This is a genomic window from Streptomyces sp. JHA26, assembly GCF_002005565.1.
Taxonomy (GTDB): domain Bacteria; phylum Actinomycetota; class Actinomycetes; order Streptomycetales; family Streptomycetaceae; genus Streptomyces.
Genome location: NZ_BDJC01000006.1, coordinates 78,468 through 92,886 on the forward strand (window position 1 = coordinate 78,468; position 14,419 = coordinate 92,886).

Here is a 14,419-nt window from a genome sequence, read left to right on the forward strand (position 1 = left end):
GATCCCCCCAGATCTTCGAAAACCCCCCGGCCGCGACGGACCACCCGGATCAGGCGTCCGTCGCGTCAGGTGAAGAGGCTAGGGGTCTTCTGTGAAACACATCAGCTGTTTCGGTGAAGAGCGCGTTTCCTCACAAGAATGACCGATTCTGAACGGTTCGCCCACCGGTTCCGTTGCCGTGGGGGGCGTTCGTGCCGTTTCAGCTGTTCAGCGCGGCCCGCAGGCGCTCGGGATCGGTCGTCGGCGCGTCACAGGTGAAACCGCGGCAGACGTACGCGGCCGGGGCGCCGTCCACCAGCGGGCGGTCGGCGAGCAGCGGGAACTCGTCGCTGCCCTCGGCCCCGACGGCGACCACCGCGCCCGGCGCCGTCCCCAGCAGTGCCGTGCGGTGCAGGCCCCGGGTGGCGCCGTCGCCCGTGTCCGGCCCGACGACGGCGACTTCGCGGGGCCCGTCCAGCAGGGCCTCGGCGGCGGCGAGACCCCAGCCGATGAAGCGCGGGACGCGCGGACCGAGCGCCTTCACCACGCCGAGCGCGTGCTCGGCCGCGGTGCGGTGGGGCTCGGAGCCGGTGTGGGCGGCGTAGGACAGCAGGGCGCCCGCGGCGGCGGTCCAGCCGGACGGGGTGGCGTTGTCGGTCGGGTCCTGCGGGCGCCGGATCAGCTTCTCGGCGTCGGCGGCGGTGTCGTAGAGGGAGCCGGAGTCGTCGGTGAAGCGGGTCAGGACGTGGTCCAGCAGCAGCCCGGCGAAATCCAGCCAGACGCCCTCACCGGTCACGGACGCGAGGGCGAGGAAGCCCTCCGCCACGTCGGCGTAGTCCTCCAGCACCCCGGCGTTGGCGCCCGCACGGCCGTCCTTGCTGGTGCGAAAGAGCCGGGCGTGCTCGTCGAGGTGCAGGCGCACCAGCAGGTCGGCGGCGGCCACGGCGGCCTCGACCAGGTCGGGGCGTTCGAAGTAGGCGCCCGTCTCGGCGAGTGCGGCGATCGCCAGACCGTTCCAGGCGGCGACCACCTTGTCGTCGCGGCCGGGGACGGGACGCTCCGCGCGGGCGGCCAGCAGCCGCTCCCTGATCGAGGAGATCCGCTCCGCGTCGAACACGCCCTCCTCCTGGGGCAGCTGCAGCACCGAGGCACCCTGCTCGAAGGTGCCCTCCTCGGTGACGCCGAAGTACTGGGCGGCGAGCGCGGCGTCGTCGGCCCCGAGCACCTCGGTGAGCTGCGCGGGCGTCCACACGTAGTACGCGCCCTCGACGTGCCGGCCCGTGCCGTCGTCGCTGTCCGCGTCCAGCGCGGAGGCGAACCCGCCCTCGGCGGTGCGCAGCTCGCGGACCATGAAGTCGGCGGTCTCCAGGGCGACCCGGCGGGCGAGCTCCGAGCCGGTGGCCCGCCACAGGTGGGCGTAGACGCGGCAGAGGAGGGCGTTGTCGTAGAGCATCTTCTCGAAGTGCGGCACCACCCAGTCCCGGTCCACGGAGTACCGGGCGAAGCCGCCGCCGAGCTGGTCGTAGATCCCGCCGCGCGCCATGCGCTCGCAGGTGTCCCGCGCCATCTGCAGCGCGCCCTCGGCGCCGGTGCGGGCGTGGTGCCGGAGCAGGAACTCGATCACCATGGACGGCGGGAACTTCGGCGCCCCGCCGAATCCGCCGCGCTGCGCGTCGTACTCCCGGGTCAGCCCGAGCAGCGCCTGCCCGAGCTCCGTCTCGCCGGGCGCCTGCCGGTCGCCGTAGGAGATCTCCCGCCCGGCGAGGTCGCGCACGATCTTGCCCGCGACGTCGGTGACCTCGCCCCGCCGGTCCGTCCATGCCTGGTGGACGCCCTGGAGCACCTCCCGGAAGGACGGCATGCCGTGGCGGGGCTCCGGCGGGTAGTACGTGCCGAAGTAGAAGGGCTCCCCGTCCGGCGTGAGGAAGACGGTCATGGGCCAGCCGCCATGCCCGGTCGCCGCCTGCACCGCCTCCATGTACACGGCGTCGACGTCGGGGCGCTCCTCGCGGTCGACCTTGACGCTGACGAAGTGCGCGTTGAGGAACTCGGCGGTCGGCCCGTCCTCGAAGGATTCGTGCGCCATCACGTGGCACCAGTGGCAGCTGCTGTACCCGACGCTCAGCAGCACCGGCACGTCCCGCCGCCGCGCCTCCTCGAAGGCCTCGTCCGACCAGGGCCACCAGTCGACGGGGTTGTCGGCGTGCTGAAGGAGGTAGGGGGACGTCTCGTGCGCCAGTCGGTTCGGCATGGTGTCCATCCTGCCCCAGTACCCCCGCCCCGCCGGACAGCACACCGCCGTGCCCCGCCCGCTCCTCTCCCCAGGGTCTCCTCACCGCAGCACACTTGACCGGCGGACAACCGGGGAAGGACCCGGGGGCGGGCCGGGAGGGACCCGGCGATGCCCGGGGACACCAGGGGGACGCCATCGCCACCGGAGGGGGACGTGACATGCGGGACGGTCATCGGGCGGAGGCGGAGCGGCTGTTGCGGCGCGCCGTGGAGGAGGAGGTGCGGCGCTCGGGCGGGCGCACCGACGGGAACGTGCTGCTGTCGCGGGCCCGCGGGGCCCTGGACGCGATCGCGGAGACGGCCGCCGAGGAGTACGCGGCCTACATCCGCGCCCTGGACGAGGCGTCGGCCGGACAGCTCACCTTCCGGCAGCGCTACGCCCGGGAGGGCGGCGGCACCCCCCTGCTGGTGGCCGCCGTGGCGGCGGTCGCGGCGGTCGTCGCCGACGTGGCGCTCGGCACCGGCACGGGCACGGCGGTGGGCGCGGGGGTGGCCGTCGGGGTCGTCGGCGCGGCGGCGACCGTGGTGAAGGTGGCCGGGGCCCACGTGCCGGCCGCGCATCACCGTGCCGGGGCCGCCGGGCAGCCCGGCGGGCCCGAGCAGCTGCGGCTGCAGTGGCTCACCGCGCTGGAGGTGCGCGGCATCCGCCCGTTCCTGGACCAGCAGCGGATGCTCGCCGCGTCCACCGGGCCGCAGAAGGCCGGGCCGAAGCTGCGGGGCGCCGACAAGAGCGCCGCGGCCCGGGGGCGCAGCGCCCTGGAGCAGTCGTTCGGGCAGCTCCCCGAGCCGGGGGGCGCCTTCGCGGGCCGGCGGCAGGAGATGGCGCGGCTGCGGCAGTGGGTGCGGGCGGCCCGTGCGAGCACGGAGACCAGAGCGACGGTGGTGGTCCTGCACGGGGCGCCCGGCAGCGGCCGTACGACGCTGGCGGTGCGGGCCGCGCACGAGCTGCGGGACCACTTCCGCGGGGCGTGCGTGGTCGATCTGCGCGGGGACGGCGCCTCGGCGGGCGGTGAGGCGCCGCTGAGCACCCGGGACGCCCTGCTGCATCTCCTGAACCGGCTCGGTGCGCCCCGCGAGCAGCTCCTGTTCCGCGAACGGTCCTCGGCGGACCAGCAGGTCAAGCGGCTGAGCGAGCTGTACCACCAGCATCTGACGGACGTGCCGGTCACCATCGTCCTGGACGACGCCTCGGACCCCGAGCAGGTGCGCGCGCTGGTGCCCGAGCGGTCGGACAGTCTGGTGCTGGTCACCGCACGGGAGGCGCTGAAGCTGCCGGCCGACCTGCCCGCGCGGGTGTTCCGGCTGCCGGTGGAGCCGCTGGACGCGGCCGGCGCGGAGGAGCTGCTCGGCGCCGTCGCCCAGGACGCGTCGGGGCCCTACGACGCCGAGTCCGCCGAGCGGATCCGCCAGCTGTGCGGCGGGCTGCCGCTGGCGCTGCGCGTCGCGGGGTCCTCGCTGGGCCCGCGCTCGCCGCGCCGACTGGCCGTCGACCTGGGCGCGTACGGCCCGGTGGAGCCGGTCGAGCGGGCGCTGTGGCTGCGCTACACCGACCAGCCGGAACCGGCCCGGCGGCTGCTGCGGCGCCTGGCGCTGGCGGGGCGCACCTCGCTGGGTGCCGCCGCTGCCGCCGCGCTGCTGGCCACCGACGAGAGGGAGGCTACGCGGCAGCTGGCGGCCCTGTCGGACGCGGGGCTGCTCGATCACGCCCGGGGCAGCCGCTACCGGCTGCACGACGTGGTGCGGGCCTTCGCCGGGGCCCGCCTCCTCGACGAGGAGGAGCCGGCGGAGATCGCGGCGGCGCAGGAACGGCTGATCACGAACCACGCCGAGCTGGCCGACTCGGTCCTGCGCCTCGTGGACGGCAACGTGTCGACCCGTTCGGACCGGTTCGGGCAGCACGGCTTCACCTCCCTGGACGAGGCGCTGCGCTGGCTGGACGACGAGTCGAGCTTCATCACCGCGACGCTGCGGCACACGGAGGGCGTCGACCAGGGCGCGGTGCTGAACCTGCTGGGCGCGCTGTGCGACTACTGCCTGCTGCGGGGCGACCTGTACCGACTGGGCGAGATCAGCGAGCTGGCGCAGTCCGTGGACCAGGGGCTGCTGGCGCGCTCCGTGCAGTGGCGTACCGGCATCGCGGCCCGGCAGCTCGGCGAGCTGGACAAGGCGCGGACCACGCTCACCTCGGTGGTCGGCCTGTACCGGGAGGCCCATCACGACGCGGGGGCGGCGCGTGCCCTGTGCTCGCTCGGCATCACGCTGCACCACCAGGGCAGTCTGTCCGAGGCGGCGGCGAAGCTGCGGGAGGCGCTGGACCTGCAGGCCTCGCCGGAGCTGGCCACGGACCGGGCGTGGACCCTGCACGCGCTGGCGGCCGTGCAGCGGGACCGGGCCCGGCTGGCGGAGGCCATGGACCTGCTCACCGAGTCACTGGTCCTGCACCGCGCGGGCGAGTCGGTGCACGGCCAGGCGTGGGCCCACTTCCAGCTCGGCCAGCTGCGGCTGCGGATGGGCGACGTGCCGCGGGCGGAGACGGAGCTGCGGACCGCCCTGGAGCTGTACGGCCGCACCCAGGACGCCCGCGGCGAGGCCTGGGCGCTGACCCAGCTGGCCCGGGCCCGGCTGATGGACGGTGACGTCTCCCGGGCGGTGGAGGAGCTGCGGCGGGCGGCGACCCGGCACCGGGAGAACGAGGACACGCGCGGCAAGGCGTGGAGCATCTACTACCTGGGCCAGGCGCTGGAGGAGACGGGCGCCCTGGACCAGTCGGTGCGCGCGCTGGAACGCTCCCGCACGATGTTCTCGCGGATGCGCGACGTGTACGGCCTGGCCTGCGCCCGGCACCATTCGGCGCGGGTGACCCGCGACCAGCAGGCCGCCCGGACGGGCTCGCTCAGGAACTCGGGGTTCGCCCGCCAGCTCCTCGTCGACGCGCGCGCCGACTTCCGGCGCATCGGCGTCGGCCACGGGGAGGCGTGGACGTGCCTGGAGCTGGCCGTCGTGGACGCCGGCAACGCCCGTACGCCGCAGGCGCTGGCGCTGTGCGACGAGGCGGCGGCGCTGTTCGCGGCGTACGGCGACCGGCGCGGCGAGGACTGGGCCCGCTTCCTGCGCTGCACGCTGCTGCCGTACGCCGCCCCCGGCGGGGTGGAGGTCGGTACGGCGGTGGCGCAGGAGGAGCTGGCCCAGCTGTCCCGCGCCCGGCATCCGGCACGCGACACGAAGCTGGACGACTACGTGGAGGCGTACCGGTTGCTGCTGGAGCGGGGCGTGCGGCTGGAGGCGGGCTGGCAGGCCTGGCACCTCGGCATGGTGCCGGACCGGCACGCGCGCGAGGTGATGGGCGTGGCGGTGACGCCGGAGCGGTGAGCCCCGCCCGTCACCGGGCCGGGCGGCACGGCTGCCGCTCCGGTCCGGTGCCCGCGTGTCCCGGGGCGGGTCAGCCCTGCTGCGGCTCGGCCCGGCCGGAGGTCTTGCCCGTCCCGCCGCCGGGGGTGCCGGCCTCGGGGTCCTGGGGCTCCTTGAAGTCGACCCTGCCCATGTGCCGGTTCATGGACTTCATCAGACCCCACACCGCCAGGGCCATCACCGCGAAGACGATGAAGCCGAGGACGCCGGGGGTGACCTTGTCCTCGTCGATCTCGGCGAGGGTGACGAGGTGCGTCATTGCCAGGCTTGCGCTTGCGCTCATGTCAGGCATTGTCCCGGATGCCCGCGAAGAGGTCGTCCTCGGGGAGGGACGTTTCCACGAGGGACTTCGCGAGCTCGTACTCCTCGGTGGGCCAGACCTCCTTCTGGACCTCCATCGGCACCCGGAACCAGCCGCCGTCCGGGTCGATCTGCGTGGCGTGCGCGATCAGCGCCTTGTCACGGATCTCGAAGAAGTCGGCGCAGGGCACGTGCGTGGTGAGCGTGCGCTCCTTGCGCTCGAACTCCGCCCAGCGCTTGAGCCAGTCCCCGTACGGCGATTCGAGGCCGCGCTCCAGCATGGCGTTGTGCAGCGCCTCGGTGCGGGGGCGGTTGAAGCCCTGGTTGTAGTACACCTTCAGCGGCTGGTACGCCGGGCCGTACTCGCTCTCGGGGTACTTCTCAGTGTCGGACGCGCCCTCGAAGGCCACCATCGTGATCTTGTGGGTCATGATGTGGTCGGGGTGCGGGTAGCCGCCGTTCTCGTCGTAGGTGGTGATCACCTGGGGGCGGAAGGAGCGGATCCTGCGCACCAGCTCACCGGCCGCCTTGTCGACGTCCTCCAGGGCGAAGCAGCCCTCCGGCAGCGGCGGCAGCGGGTCGCCCTCGGGCAGGCCGGAGTCGACGAAGCCGAGCCACTCCTGCTTGACGCCCAGGATCTCCCGGGCCTCGTCCATCTCCTTCCTGCGCACCTCGTGGATGTTCTTCTCGATGTACGGGTCGCCCTGCAGCTTGGGGTTGAGGATGGAGCCGCGCTCTCCGCCCGTGCAGGTCACCACCAGCACGTCCACCCCTTCGGACACGTACTTCGCCATGGTGGCCGCGCCCTTGCTCGACTCGTCGTCGGGGTGGGCGTGGACGGCCATCAGTCGCAGCTGGTCAGTCAAGACTCGATCCTCGGTTAAGTCGGCGCCCCGGTGTCTCTCGGTGCGTTCGGCGGCTTCTATAGTGACCGAATCGGAGGGTGAATAATTCCGGAGTCAGGCTCCGGGGCCCTTTTCGGGACATCCGTCCCGCTCCTGCCGAGAGGACGATCATGAGCACGGCGACCACGAGAGCGCCCGAGGACCGTTACGGCCGCTCCTCGGACGAACGGTCCGACCGCACCCTCAAGATCATCGGCTCCGTGCTCGGCGTCGTGCTGCTCGCGGTGGTCGGCTGGTTCGGCTACCACTACGTCGGCCAGAACCGGATCAGCGCCGAGGTGATCGGCTTCGAGACCTCCGAGAACGCGGTGCAGGTGCACCTGGAGGTCCGCAAGGACGCCGGGACCGCCGGCTACTGCACGATGCGTTCCCAGTCCGAGGACGGCGACGAGGTGGGCCGGGCCGACTTCCGCTTCGACGGCGACGCCACGCGCATCGACAAGGTCGTCACGCTGCGTACGAAGGCCCGCGGCACGTCGGCCGAGCTGCTCGGCTGCCACCCGGAGTGACGCCTCCGTAGGCGCCGACCTGCGCCGACCTGCGCCGATGAAAATCTGGTGGCTTATGTCCTCCCTCTTCGGCCACTGAATTGTTAGGCTCGTGGTTTCGCCCTTCCGTGGAGGAACATCCTTCTGGGTAGGGCGTTGCTTTGTATTCCCAGTACCGACGAGGAGCACCTGTGACCCAGACCAGCGAGAACGTCACCTGGCTGACCCAGGAGGCGTACAACAAGCTCAAGGAGGAGCTTGCGTACCTTACTGGTCCCGCGCGCACCGAGATCTCTGCCAAGATCGCCGCGGCGCGCGAGGAGGGGGACCTGCGCGAGAACGGCGGGTACCACGCGGCCAAGGAGGAGCAGGGCAAGCAGGAGCTCCGCGTGCGCCAGCTGACCCAGCTCCTCGAGAGCGCCAAGGTGGGCGAGGCCCCCACCGCGGACGGCGTGGTGGCGCCCGGCATGGTCGTCACGATCGCCTTCGACGGCGACGAGGACGACACGCTGACCTTCCTGCTCGCCTCGCGCGAGTACGCGAGCTCGGAGATCGAGACCTACTCGCCGCAGTCCCCCCTGGGCTCCGGCGTCAACGGCCACAAGGTCGGCGAGAACGCGGAGTACGAACTGCCGAACGGCAAGAAGGCCTCCGTGAAGATCCTCAAGGCCGAGCCCTACAACGGCTGACCCTGATCCGCACGAGCCCCCGGCGCCCTCGCGGCGCCGGGGGCCTCGTCGTCCCGGAGGGCGCTCAGCCGCCCTGCCGCTGCAGCCGGAAGGCGGGGCAGACGTCCGGGTCGTCGTCCGCGTAGAGGTGGGTGTGCCCGTCGCCCTCGGCGATCGACAGGGAGTCGAGGGTGTCGCCCTTCAGGAAGCGCTGCGGCGTGGTGAAGGAGAGGGCCAGGTGCGCGAACTCGGTGGCCGAGGTGCCGCCCTGCACCACGGACCAGGTGCCGGACCCGTCGAAGGTCTCGCCGAGCTCGCTCCGGTACCAGTCGCCGGTCGGCCAGTCGCGCACGGTGACCGTGCCACTGCCCGACTCGTCCCGCGAGGCCTTCAGGGTGAGCGTCACGCCCTCCGCGTCGCCCTCCCCCCGGTAGGTGCCGGCGAGCTGCCCGGAGGTCGCGCCGACCGCCTGCTTCCCCATGCAGGCCTCGACGCTGGTGGGCTCCGACGAACAGCCCGGCAGACAGGTCAGCAGGGCCAGCACGGCAACGGCCGCGGGCAGACGTACTCGGGACACCGACTCACTTCTCCTTCGCCGGAATGCGCTCGGTCCAGACGATCTTCTGGTCCACGGACGAGAAGGCGCCTTCCTCGCGGTTGAACTTCTCCAGCCAGTCGTAGTAGCCGACGTAGTGCAGGAACGACTCGTTGCTGGTGTTGTTCTTCAGGGTGTACTCGACCACCAGGGAGCCGTCGGGGTCCTGGCCCTTGACCGTGTAGTTCAGGTTGTACGAGCCGGTGAACGCCTCGCCCAGGTGGTCCTCGTCGCCGGTGACGATCGCCGGGATGTCCGTGGTGACGAGCTTCTTGAGCGCGCCGAGCTTGCCGCTCTCCGAGATCGAGTACGCCACGCTGCCCTCCGGCTGACCGGTGGACCGCCACTGCTGCAGCGTGTCCAGCCGCAGCTGCTCCATGCTCTCGCTGGACCTGATCAGCTCGGTCATCTCGTCGCCGTAGTAGTAGTCGCGGTGCCGGTCGCCGTCGCCGGTCACCCAGTCCCGGCCCAGCGAGTACGGGTCGTCCGAGCTCAGCCCCGGGTAGGGGTCCTTGCCGCTCAGGGCGAGGTCCAGCGCGTTGTACGCGTCCTCGCCGATCTTCTTCGTGGAGTCGATGTCGGTGAGCCCCGGCGCCTGGTTGAACCACTGGCCCAGGCCGATGTCGGCCATCAGGCTGAAGGCGAGGTTGCGGTCGGCCGTGACGCCCCGCCTGAGGATCTCGGCGATCTCCCGGTCCGCCGCCTCGATGGTCTTCTTGTCCTCGTCGGTCAGCTCGACCTTGCAGACGTTGCCGATGACGTCCGGGGACAGCGTCCCGTCCTTGTTGACGTACAGGCCCTTCTCCCCGGCCCGCCGGGCGGCGTCCTTGAGGTCCTTCTGGGCCGACTTCAGCTCGCCCACGCCGTCCTCGACGACGCGTCGGGCCGCGTCCGCCACCTTCGCGGCGTTCTCCAGCTGACGCTCGATGTCGTCGATCATCCTCCAGGCGTACGGGGCCGCCGCCCCTTCCCAGTAGCCCTTGTCCCGCAGCGGGGTGAGCGCTTCGTCGTGCATGCGCTTGCCGAGGCCCTTGATGTTCCGGTGGATGCTCTCCCAGCGGTCCGCCAGGTCGTCCAGCGCCGTCAGGTCCACGGACAGCAGCGTGAGGTAGAAGGTCTCCGCCATCAGTAGTCCTCTATCACCGAGCGGAGTCGCACCTGGCCGGCGGTCTGGCCCACGGCCACGTCCGTCTTGGTGTAGGTGCCGTCGCTGAGGCGCAGGCTCTCGGCGATGTGCGCGAGCCATCCCGTGACCGTGCCGGCCTGCCGCTCCCACTGCCGGTGGGCGAGCCGGACCGCCCGCGCCGACTCCAGTCCCTCCAGTGCGCCCACCGCCTTCAGCGCGGGCTCCTCCAGCGACGCGGCGGGCTTGTAGAAGTGGTCGTAGATGTCGTCGATCTGGCCGGCGGCCTTCTTGAGCACGCCCGGTGCGATCTTCAGGTCGACCGGCTTCCCGCCGGCGGGCGGCGGCGGGAGCAGGCCGGGAGCGGTCGGTTGCAGCGGCGGCCGCTCCAGCGGGTCGACGGTGCTGCTCGCGGGCGGCGCGGTGTAGTGGCCCTCCCAGCCGGGGAGGACCTTGTGCCGCTCGATCTCGTCCGGGGACAGCGGGAGCTTCGCCCCGTCCGGCTCCGGGAGCCGGTCGTCCCCTGTGGTCTTGCTTTCGCTCATGTGTGATCCCCCGTTCGGTGTCGCCCCTTCAGACAATCATGGTGACGACCGGATGATCACATCGGTTCAACGCCGGGCCCGGAGCGCGGGCGGTCCGGGCCCGGACCGCGCCGCCCGCGGCCTCAGCCGTCGGCCGAGCGGTACTTGCGCACCGCCAGCGTCCGGAAGACCGCGATGATCAGGACGGACCAGATCAGCGAGGCCCAGACGGGGTGCTGCATGGGCCAGGCGTCGGACTGCACGACGCCCGGATTGCCGAACAGCTCCCGGCAGGCCTGCACCGTGGCGCTGAACGGGTTCCACTCGGCGATGTGCCGGAGCCAGGGGGTCATCTGACCGGAGTTCACGAAGGCGTTCGACACGAACGTCACGGGGAACAGCCAGATGATCCCTCCGGAGGTCGCCGCCTCCGGGGTCCGCACGGACAGGCCGATCAGCGCTCCGATCCAGGTGAAGGCGTATCCCAGGAGAAGGAGCAGGCCGAAGCCGGCCAGGATCCGTCCGGCGTCGGTCGGCGCCGCGGAGCCGGTGCGCCACCCCACGATCAGCGCGACGACCGCGAGGACGAGCAGCGTGATCGTCGTCTGCACCAGGTCGGCGACCGTCCGGCCGGTCAGCACCGCACCGCGGGCCATCGGCAGGGAGCGGAAGCGGTCGACCAGCCCCTTCTGCATGTCGTCGGCGATACCGGCCGCCGATCCCGCGGTGGCGAAGGTGACGGTCTGCGCGAAGATGCCCGCCATCAGGAAGTCCTTGTAGACGTCCGCATCGGTGGTGCCCCCGATCTGCAGCGAGCCGCCGAAGACGTACGTGAAGAGGACCACGAACATCACCGGCTGGATGATCCCGAAGAGGACCATCTCGGGGATCCTGGTCATCCGGATCAGGTTCCTGCGGGCGATGACCAGGGAGTCGGCCATCATGCTCACCGGGTGACCTCCTTCTCCTGCCGGTGACCGTCGTGCCCCTGCGGGCCTCCGTCCCCCTCCGCGGGGCCGTTCGCCCCCGCCGGGTCCTCCGCCTCGGCCGCGTGGCCGGTGAGGGAGAGGAAGACGTCGTCGAGGGTGGGGCGGCGCAGGCCGATGTCGTCGATCTCGATGCCGCGGCTGTCGAGTTCGCGGATGACCTCGGCGAGCAGCCTGGCGCCGCCGGTCACGGGCACGGTGAGCTTGCGCATGTGCTCCTCGACCGTCGTGTCGCCCTTGCCGAAGCCGCGCAGCACCTCCGACGCGGTGCGGAGGTGCTCGCGCTCGTGCACGACCACTTCGACGCGCTCGCCTCCGATGCGGGCCTTGAGCTGGTCGGAGGTGCCCTTGGCGATGACCCGGCCGCGGTCGACCACCGCGATGTCGTGGGCGAGGTGGTCGGCCTCCTCCAGGTACTGGGTGGTCAGCAGCAGCGTCGTACCGTCGGAGACGAGCTGCTTGATGACGTCCCACAGCTGCTGGCGGTTGCGCGGGTCCAGGCCCGTCGTCGGCTCGTCCATGAACATCACGGGCGGCGAGACGACGAGGGCCGCCGCGAGGTCGAGGCGGCGGCGCATGCCTCCCGAGTAGGTCTTCGTGGGGCGGTCGGCGGCGTCCGCGAGGTGGAACTGCTCCAGCAGCTCGGCCGCCCGGCGCTTCGCCTCCCTGGCCCGCATCTGGTACAGCCGGCCGACCATCTGCAGGTTCTCCCGGCCGGTCAGGTATTCGTCGACCGCGGCGAACTGGCCGGAGAGCCCGATCGAGCGGCGTACCGCGTCGGGCTGCCCGAGCACGTCGAGGCCGGCGACGACGGCCCTGCCGCTGTCGGGCCGCAGCAGGGTGGTCAGGCAGCGGACGGTGGTGGTCTTGCCCGCGCCGTTCGGCCCGAGCAGGCCCAGGACCGTGCCCTCGGGGACGTCGAGGTCGACGCCGTCCAGAGCCCTTACGTCACCGAAGGTCTTCACCAGGCCTTCGGCATGGATGGCACCTGGCATGTGAGTCTCCACGTCGTCGGGGATTCTTCGGGAAGCCTAGGATCGTGCGGTTTCTTCCGCTTGTTCTTCCACCTGTTTTTCCGCTTGTCCTTCCGCGGGTTCCTCCGGCACGCTCGGCCCGCTCCACACATGCCGCCGGACGCCGCACGCCGGGCGGCCGCGTGGCGCACGCCACACAGTAACGCGATGTATCGCGTCTCACAACGGAATTCCCCGAACGGGTGACGGAAGGGGAGAGGGATCCGTCCCGGTTCAGCCGATGACCGGGTAGCCCGCGTCCCGCAGCGCGCGGTCGACCTCGGCGCAGTGCTCCGGCCCCTTCGTCTCCAGGTGCAGCTCGACCTCCGCCTCGGTCAGCCCGAGCCGCGGGTCGGTCCGGACGTGGCTCACGTCCAGCACGTTCGCGTCCACCACCGACAGCACCCCCAGCAGCGTGGCGAGGGCGCCCGGCCGGTCCGTCAGCCGCAGGCGGACCGCCAGGTAGCGGCCCTGCGCGGCCATGCCGTGCCGCAGCACGCCCTGCATCAGCACCGGGTCCACGTTGCCCCCGGACAGCACCGCCACCACCGGGCCCTCGAAGGCACCGGGATCGCTCATGAGCGCCGCCACCGGACTCGCCCCGGCCGGCTCCACGACCAGCTTGGCCCGCTCCAGGCACAGCAGCAGCGCGGCGGACAGCTCGTCCTCGGAGACGGTGCGGACCTCGTCGACCAGGTCGCCGACGATCTCGAACGGCACGTCACCGGGCCGCCCCACCTTGATGCCGTCGGCCATCGTCACCGGATGCTCGACGGCCACCGGCCGCCCCGCGGCCAGCGAGGGCGGGTACGCCGCCGCGCCCTCCGCCTGCACGCCCACGATCCGCACGTCCGGCCGGACCCCCTTCACCGCGACCGCCGTCCCGGCCACCAGACCGCCCCCGCCGATGCCGACCACCACGGTCCGCACCTCGGGGCACTGCTCCAGGATCTCCAGCCCCACCGTCCCCTGACCGGCGATGACGTCGGGATGGTCGAAGGGGTGGATGAAGACCGCGCCCGTGCGCTCCGCGTACTCCCGCGCGGCGGCCAGCGTCTCGTCGACCACCTGGCCGTGCAGGCGCACCTCGGCGCCGTAGTCCCGGGTGGCGCTGATCTTCGGCAGCGGGGCGCCCTTGGGCATGAACACCGTCGCGTGGACCCCGAGCAGCGAGGACGCCAGCGCCACCCCCTGCGCGTGGTTGCCCGCGCTGGCCGCGACGACTCCGGCGGCCCGCTCCTCGGGCAGCAGCCCGGCGATCCTGACGTACGCGCCGCGCAGCTTGAACGAACCCGTCCGCTGGAGGTTCTCGCACTTGAGGTGCACCGGCGCACCGACCAGCTGCGACAGGTACCGGCTGCCCTCCATCGCCGTCACCCGCGCCACGCCCGAGAGCATCTTCTGGGCTCCGCGCACGTCGTCGAGGGTGCCGGGGCGGACAGCGGCGGCGGTGCTGTAGCTCATGCCCTCAGCATCGCAGTTCGCGGGCGCGGACGACCGGTGTGACCAACCTCCGAGACCCGCTTTGCGCAGCGACGGTACGTCTCGCCGTCCGGCCGCGTACCCTGTCCCCCAATCAGCAGCCCTCCACGAAGTGAGCCCCCGGCCATGCCCACAACGCCTGAGATGTCGATGGACATGACGACCGCCGGTGACACCGGTCTTCTCGAGACGCTCCAGCACGAGGTGGCGCTCTTCGCCCGCCGGGCGGAACAGACCCGGCTCGGCGGGGTCGGGCAGGTCCGCAACTCCATGGACCGCGCCGCCTACCTGCTCCTGAACCGCCTGGACAAAGAGGGCCCGATGGGGGTCAAGGCCCTTGCCGCGAGCATGGGGATCGACTCCTCGACGGTCACCCGGCAGGTGGCCCCGCTCGTCGACAGCGGACTCGTCAAGCGGACCTCGCACCCCGAGGACGGGCGCGCGGTGGTGCTCCAGCTGTCCCCGCGCGGTGTGTCGCGGCTGGACGAGGTGCGGTCCTCGCGGCGTCAGCTGATGGCCGAGCTGACCCACGACTGGGCGCCGGAGGAGCGCGAGGCGTTCTGCACGCTCCTCACCCGCTTCAACAGCGCCCTGTCCGCCCGTACGGGTGGTCAGGGCGCGGCGGGCCCGGAGGCGTCGTCGGCCTCCTGAGCCCG

At 72.2% G+C, this 14,419-nt stretch carries 13 protein-coding genes; 4 read left to right on the forward strand and 9 right to left on the reverse strand.

Annotation, left to right across the window (positions count from 1 at the left end):
• Positions 1-199 precede the first annotated feature (199 nt).
• On the reverse strand, positions 200-2,230 hold the full coding sequence (locus tag JHAT_RS05695; RefSeq protein WP_077797001.1) for a thioredoxin domain-containing protein: 2,031 nt from the start codon (positions 2,228-2,230) through the stop codon (positions 200-202).
• Between the two features lie 200 nt (positions 2,231-2,430).
• Between JHAT_RS05695 and JHAT_RS05700 the strand changes: the two genes are divergently transcribed.
• The gene (locus JHAT_RS05700; protein ID WP_077796924.1) at positions 2,431-5,640 is read left to right on the forward strand and encodes a tetratricopeptide repeat protein; all 3,210 of its coding nucleotides are present in this window, start codon (positions 2,431-2,433) and stop codon (positions 5,638-5,640) included.
• Between the two features lie 70 nt (positions 5,641-5,710).
• On the opposite strand, the gene JHAT_RS05705 is transcribed toward JHAT_RS05700, so the two are convergent.
• Together JHAT_RS05705 and mca are read right to left on the reverse strand one after the other, a co-directional pair.
• Positions 5,711-5,971: a hypothetical protein gene (locus JHAT_RS05705; RefSeq protein WP_171990759.1), complete on the reverse strand. Its 261-nt coding sequence runs from the start codon at positions 5,969-5,971 to the stop codon at positions 5,711-5,713.
• Complete coding sequence (mca, locus tag JHAT_RS05710; RefSeq protein WP_077796926.1) at positions 5,964-6,845, reverse strand: mycothiol conjugate amidase Mca; 882 nt, start codon at positions 6,843-6,845, stop codon at positions 5,964-5,966. Before mca ends, JHAT_RS05705 begins: the two co-directional genes overlap by 8 nt.
• Positions 6,846-6,994: 149 nt before the next feature.
• On the opposite strand from mca, the gene JHAT_RS05715 reads away from it, so the two are divergent.
• A complete protein-coding gene (locus JHAT_RS05715; RefSeq protein WP_077796927.1) occupies positions 6,995-7,393 on the forward strand; it encodes a DUF4307 domain-containing protein in 399 nt (132 codons plus the stop codon).
• A gap of 170 nt (positions 7,394-7,563) precedes the next feature.
• On the forward strand, positions 7,564-8,061 hold the full coding sequence (greA, locus tag JHAT_RS05720) for a transcription elongation factor GreA (RefSeq protein WP_077796928.1): 498 nt from the start codon (positions 7,564-7,566) through the stop codon (positions 8,059-8,061).
• 64 nt (positions 8,062-8,125) lie between these two features.
• Here the strand turns inward: greA and JHAT_RS05725 are convergent, their stop codons facing one another.
• From JHAT_RS05725 to ilvA, 6 genes are all read right to left on the reverse strand, one after another.
• Positions 8,126-8,617 (reverse strand): hypothetical protein, encoded by a 492-nt coding sequence (locus JHAT_RS05725; protein ID WP_077796929.1) that lies wholly within the window; start codon positions 8,615-8,617, stop codon positions 8,126-8,128.
• A 4-nt stretch (positions 8,618-8,621) separates the two neighbouring features.
• The gene (locus tag JHAT_RS05730) at positions 8,622-9,761 is read right to left on the reverse strand and encodes a hypothetical protein (protein WP_077796930.1); all 1,140 of its coding nucleotides are present in this window, start codon (positions 9,759-9,761) and stop codon (positions 8,622-8,624) included.
• The gene (locus JHAT_RS05735) at positions 9,761-10,303 is read right to left on the reverse strand and encodes a hypothetical protein (protein ID WP_077796931.1); all 543 of its coding nucleotides are present in this window, start codon (positions 10,301-10,303) and stop codon (positions 9,761-9,763) included. The genes JHAT_RS05730 and JHAT_RS05735 overlap by 1 nt, the downstream gene beginning before the upstream one ends.
• 122 nt (positions 10,304-10,425) lie before the next feature.
• Positions 10,426-11,223, reverse strand: coding sequence for an ABC transporter permease (locus JHAT_RS05740; RefSeq protein ID WP_253195409.1), 798 nt, complete (start codon positions 11,221-11,223; stop codon positions 10,426-10,428).
• A gap of 5 nt (positions 11,224-11,228) precedes the next feature.
• Positions 11,229-12,263 carry an ATP-binding cassette domain-containing protein gene (locus tag JHAT_RS05745; RefSeq protein ID WP_077796933.1) on the reverse strand — a complete coding sequence of 345 codons (1,035 nt, stop codon included), beginning with the start codon at positions 12,261-12,263 and terminating at the stop codon, positions 11,229-11,231.
• Between the two features lie 252 nt (positions 12,264-12,515).
• On the reverse strand, positions 12,516-13,745 hold the full coding sequence (gene ilvA, locus JHAT_RS05750; RefSeq protein WP_077796934.1) for a threonine ammonia-lyase: 1,230 nt from the start codon (positions 13,743-13,745) through the stop codon (positions 12,516-12,518).
• Positions 13,746-13,907: 162 nt separating this feature from the next.
• Between ilvA and JHAT_RS05755 the strand changes: the two genes are divergently transcribed.
• A complete protein-coding gene (locus tag JHAT_RS05755; protein WP_107481830.1) occupies positions 13,908-14,414 on the forward strand; it encodes a MarR family winged helix-turn-helix transcriptional regulator in 507 nt (168 codons plus the stop codon).
• Positions 14,415-14,419: the final 5 nt, after the last annotated feature.

Bases quoted from the DNA above. Each gene is read 5' to 3' on its own strand.
- JHAT_RS05695 (WP_077797001.1), bottom strand. From the start codon at position 2,230: ATGCCGAACCGACTGGCGCACGAGACGTCCCCCTACCTCCTTCAGCAC.
- JHAT_RS05700 (WP_077796924.1), top strand. From the start codon at position 2,431: ATGCGGGACGGTCATCGGGCGGAGGCGGAGCGGCTGTTGCGGCGCGCC.
- JHAT_RS05705 (WP_171990759.1), bottom strand. From the start codon at position 5,971: ATGCCTGACATGAGCGCAAGCGCAAGCCTGGCAATGACGCACCTCGTC.
- JHAT_RS05715 (WP_077796927.1), top strand. From the start codon at position 6,995: ATGAGCACGGCGACCACGAGAGCGCCCGAGGACCGTTACGGCCGCTCC.
- JHAT_RS05730 (WP_077796930.1), bottom strand. From the start codon at position 9,761: ATGGCGGAGACCTTCTACCTCACGCTGCTGTCCGTGGACCTGACGGCG.
- JHAT_RS05735 (WP_077796931.1), bottom strand. From the start codon at position 10,303: ATGAGCGAAAGCAAGACCACAGGGGACGACCGGCTCCCGGAGCCGGAC.
- JHAT_RS05740 (WP_253195409.1), bottom strand. From the start codon at position 11,223: ATGGCCGACTCCCTGGTCATCGCCCGCAGGAACCTGATCCGGATGACC.
- JHAT_RS05745 (WP_077796933.1), bottom strand. From the start codon at position 12,263: ATGCCAGGTGCCATCCATGCCGAAGGCCTGGTGAAGACCTTCGGTGAC.
- ilvA (WP_077796934.1), bottom strand. From the start codon at position 13,745: ATGAGCTACAGCACCGCCGCCGCTGTCCGCCCCGGCACCCTCGACGAC.
- JHAT_RS05755 (WP_107481830.1), top strand. From the start codon at position 13,908: ATGTCGATGGACATGACGACCGCCGGTGACACCGGTCTTCTCGAGACG.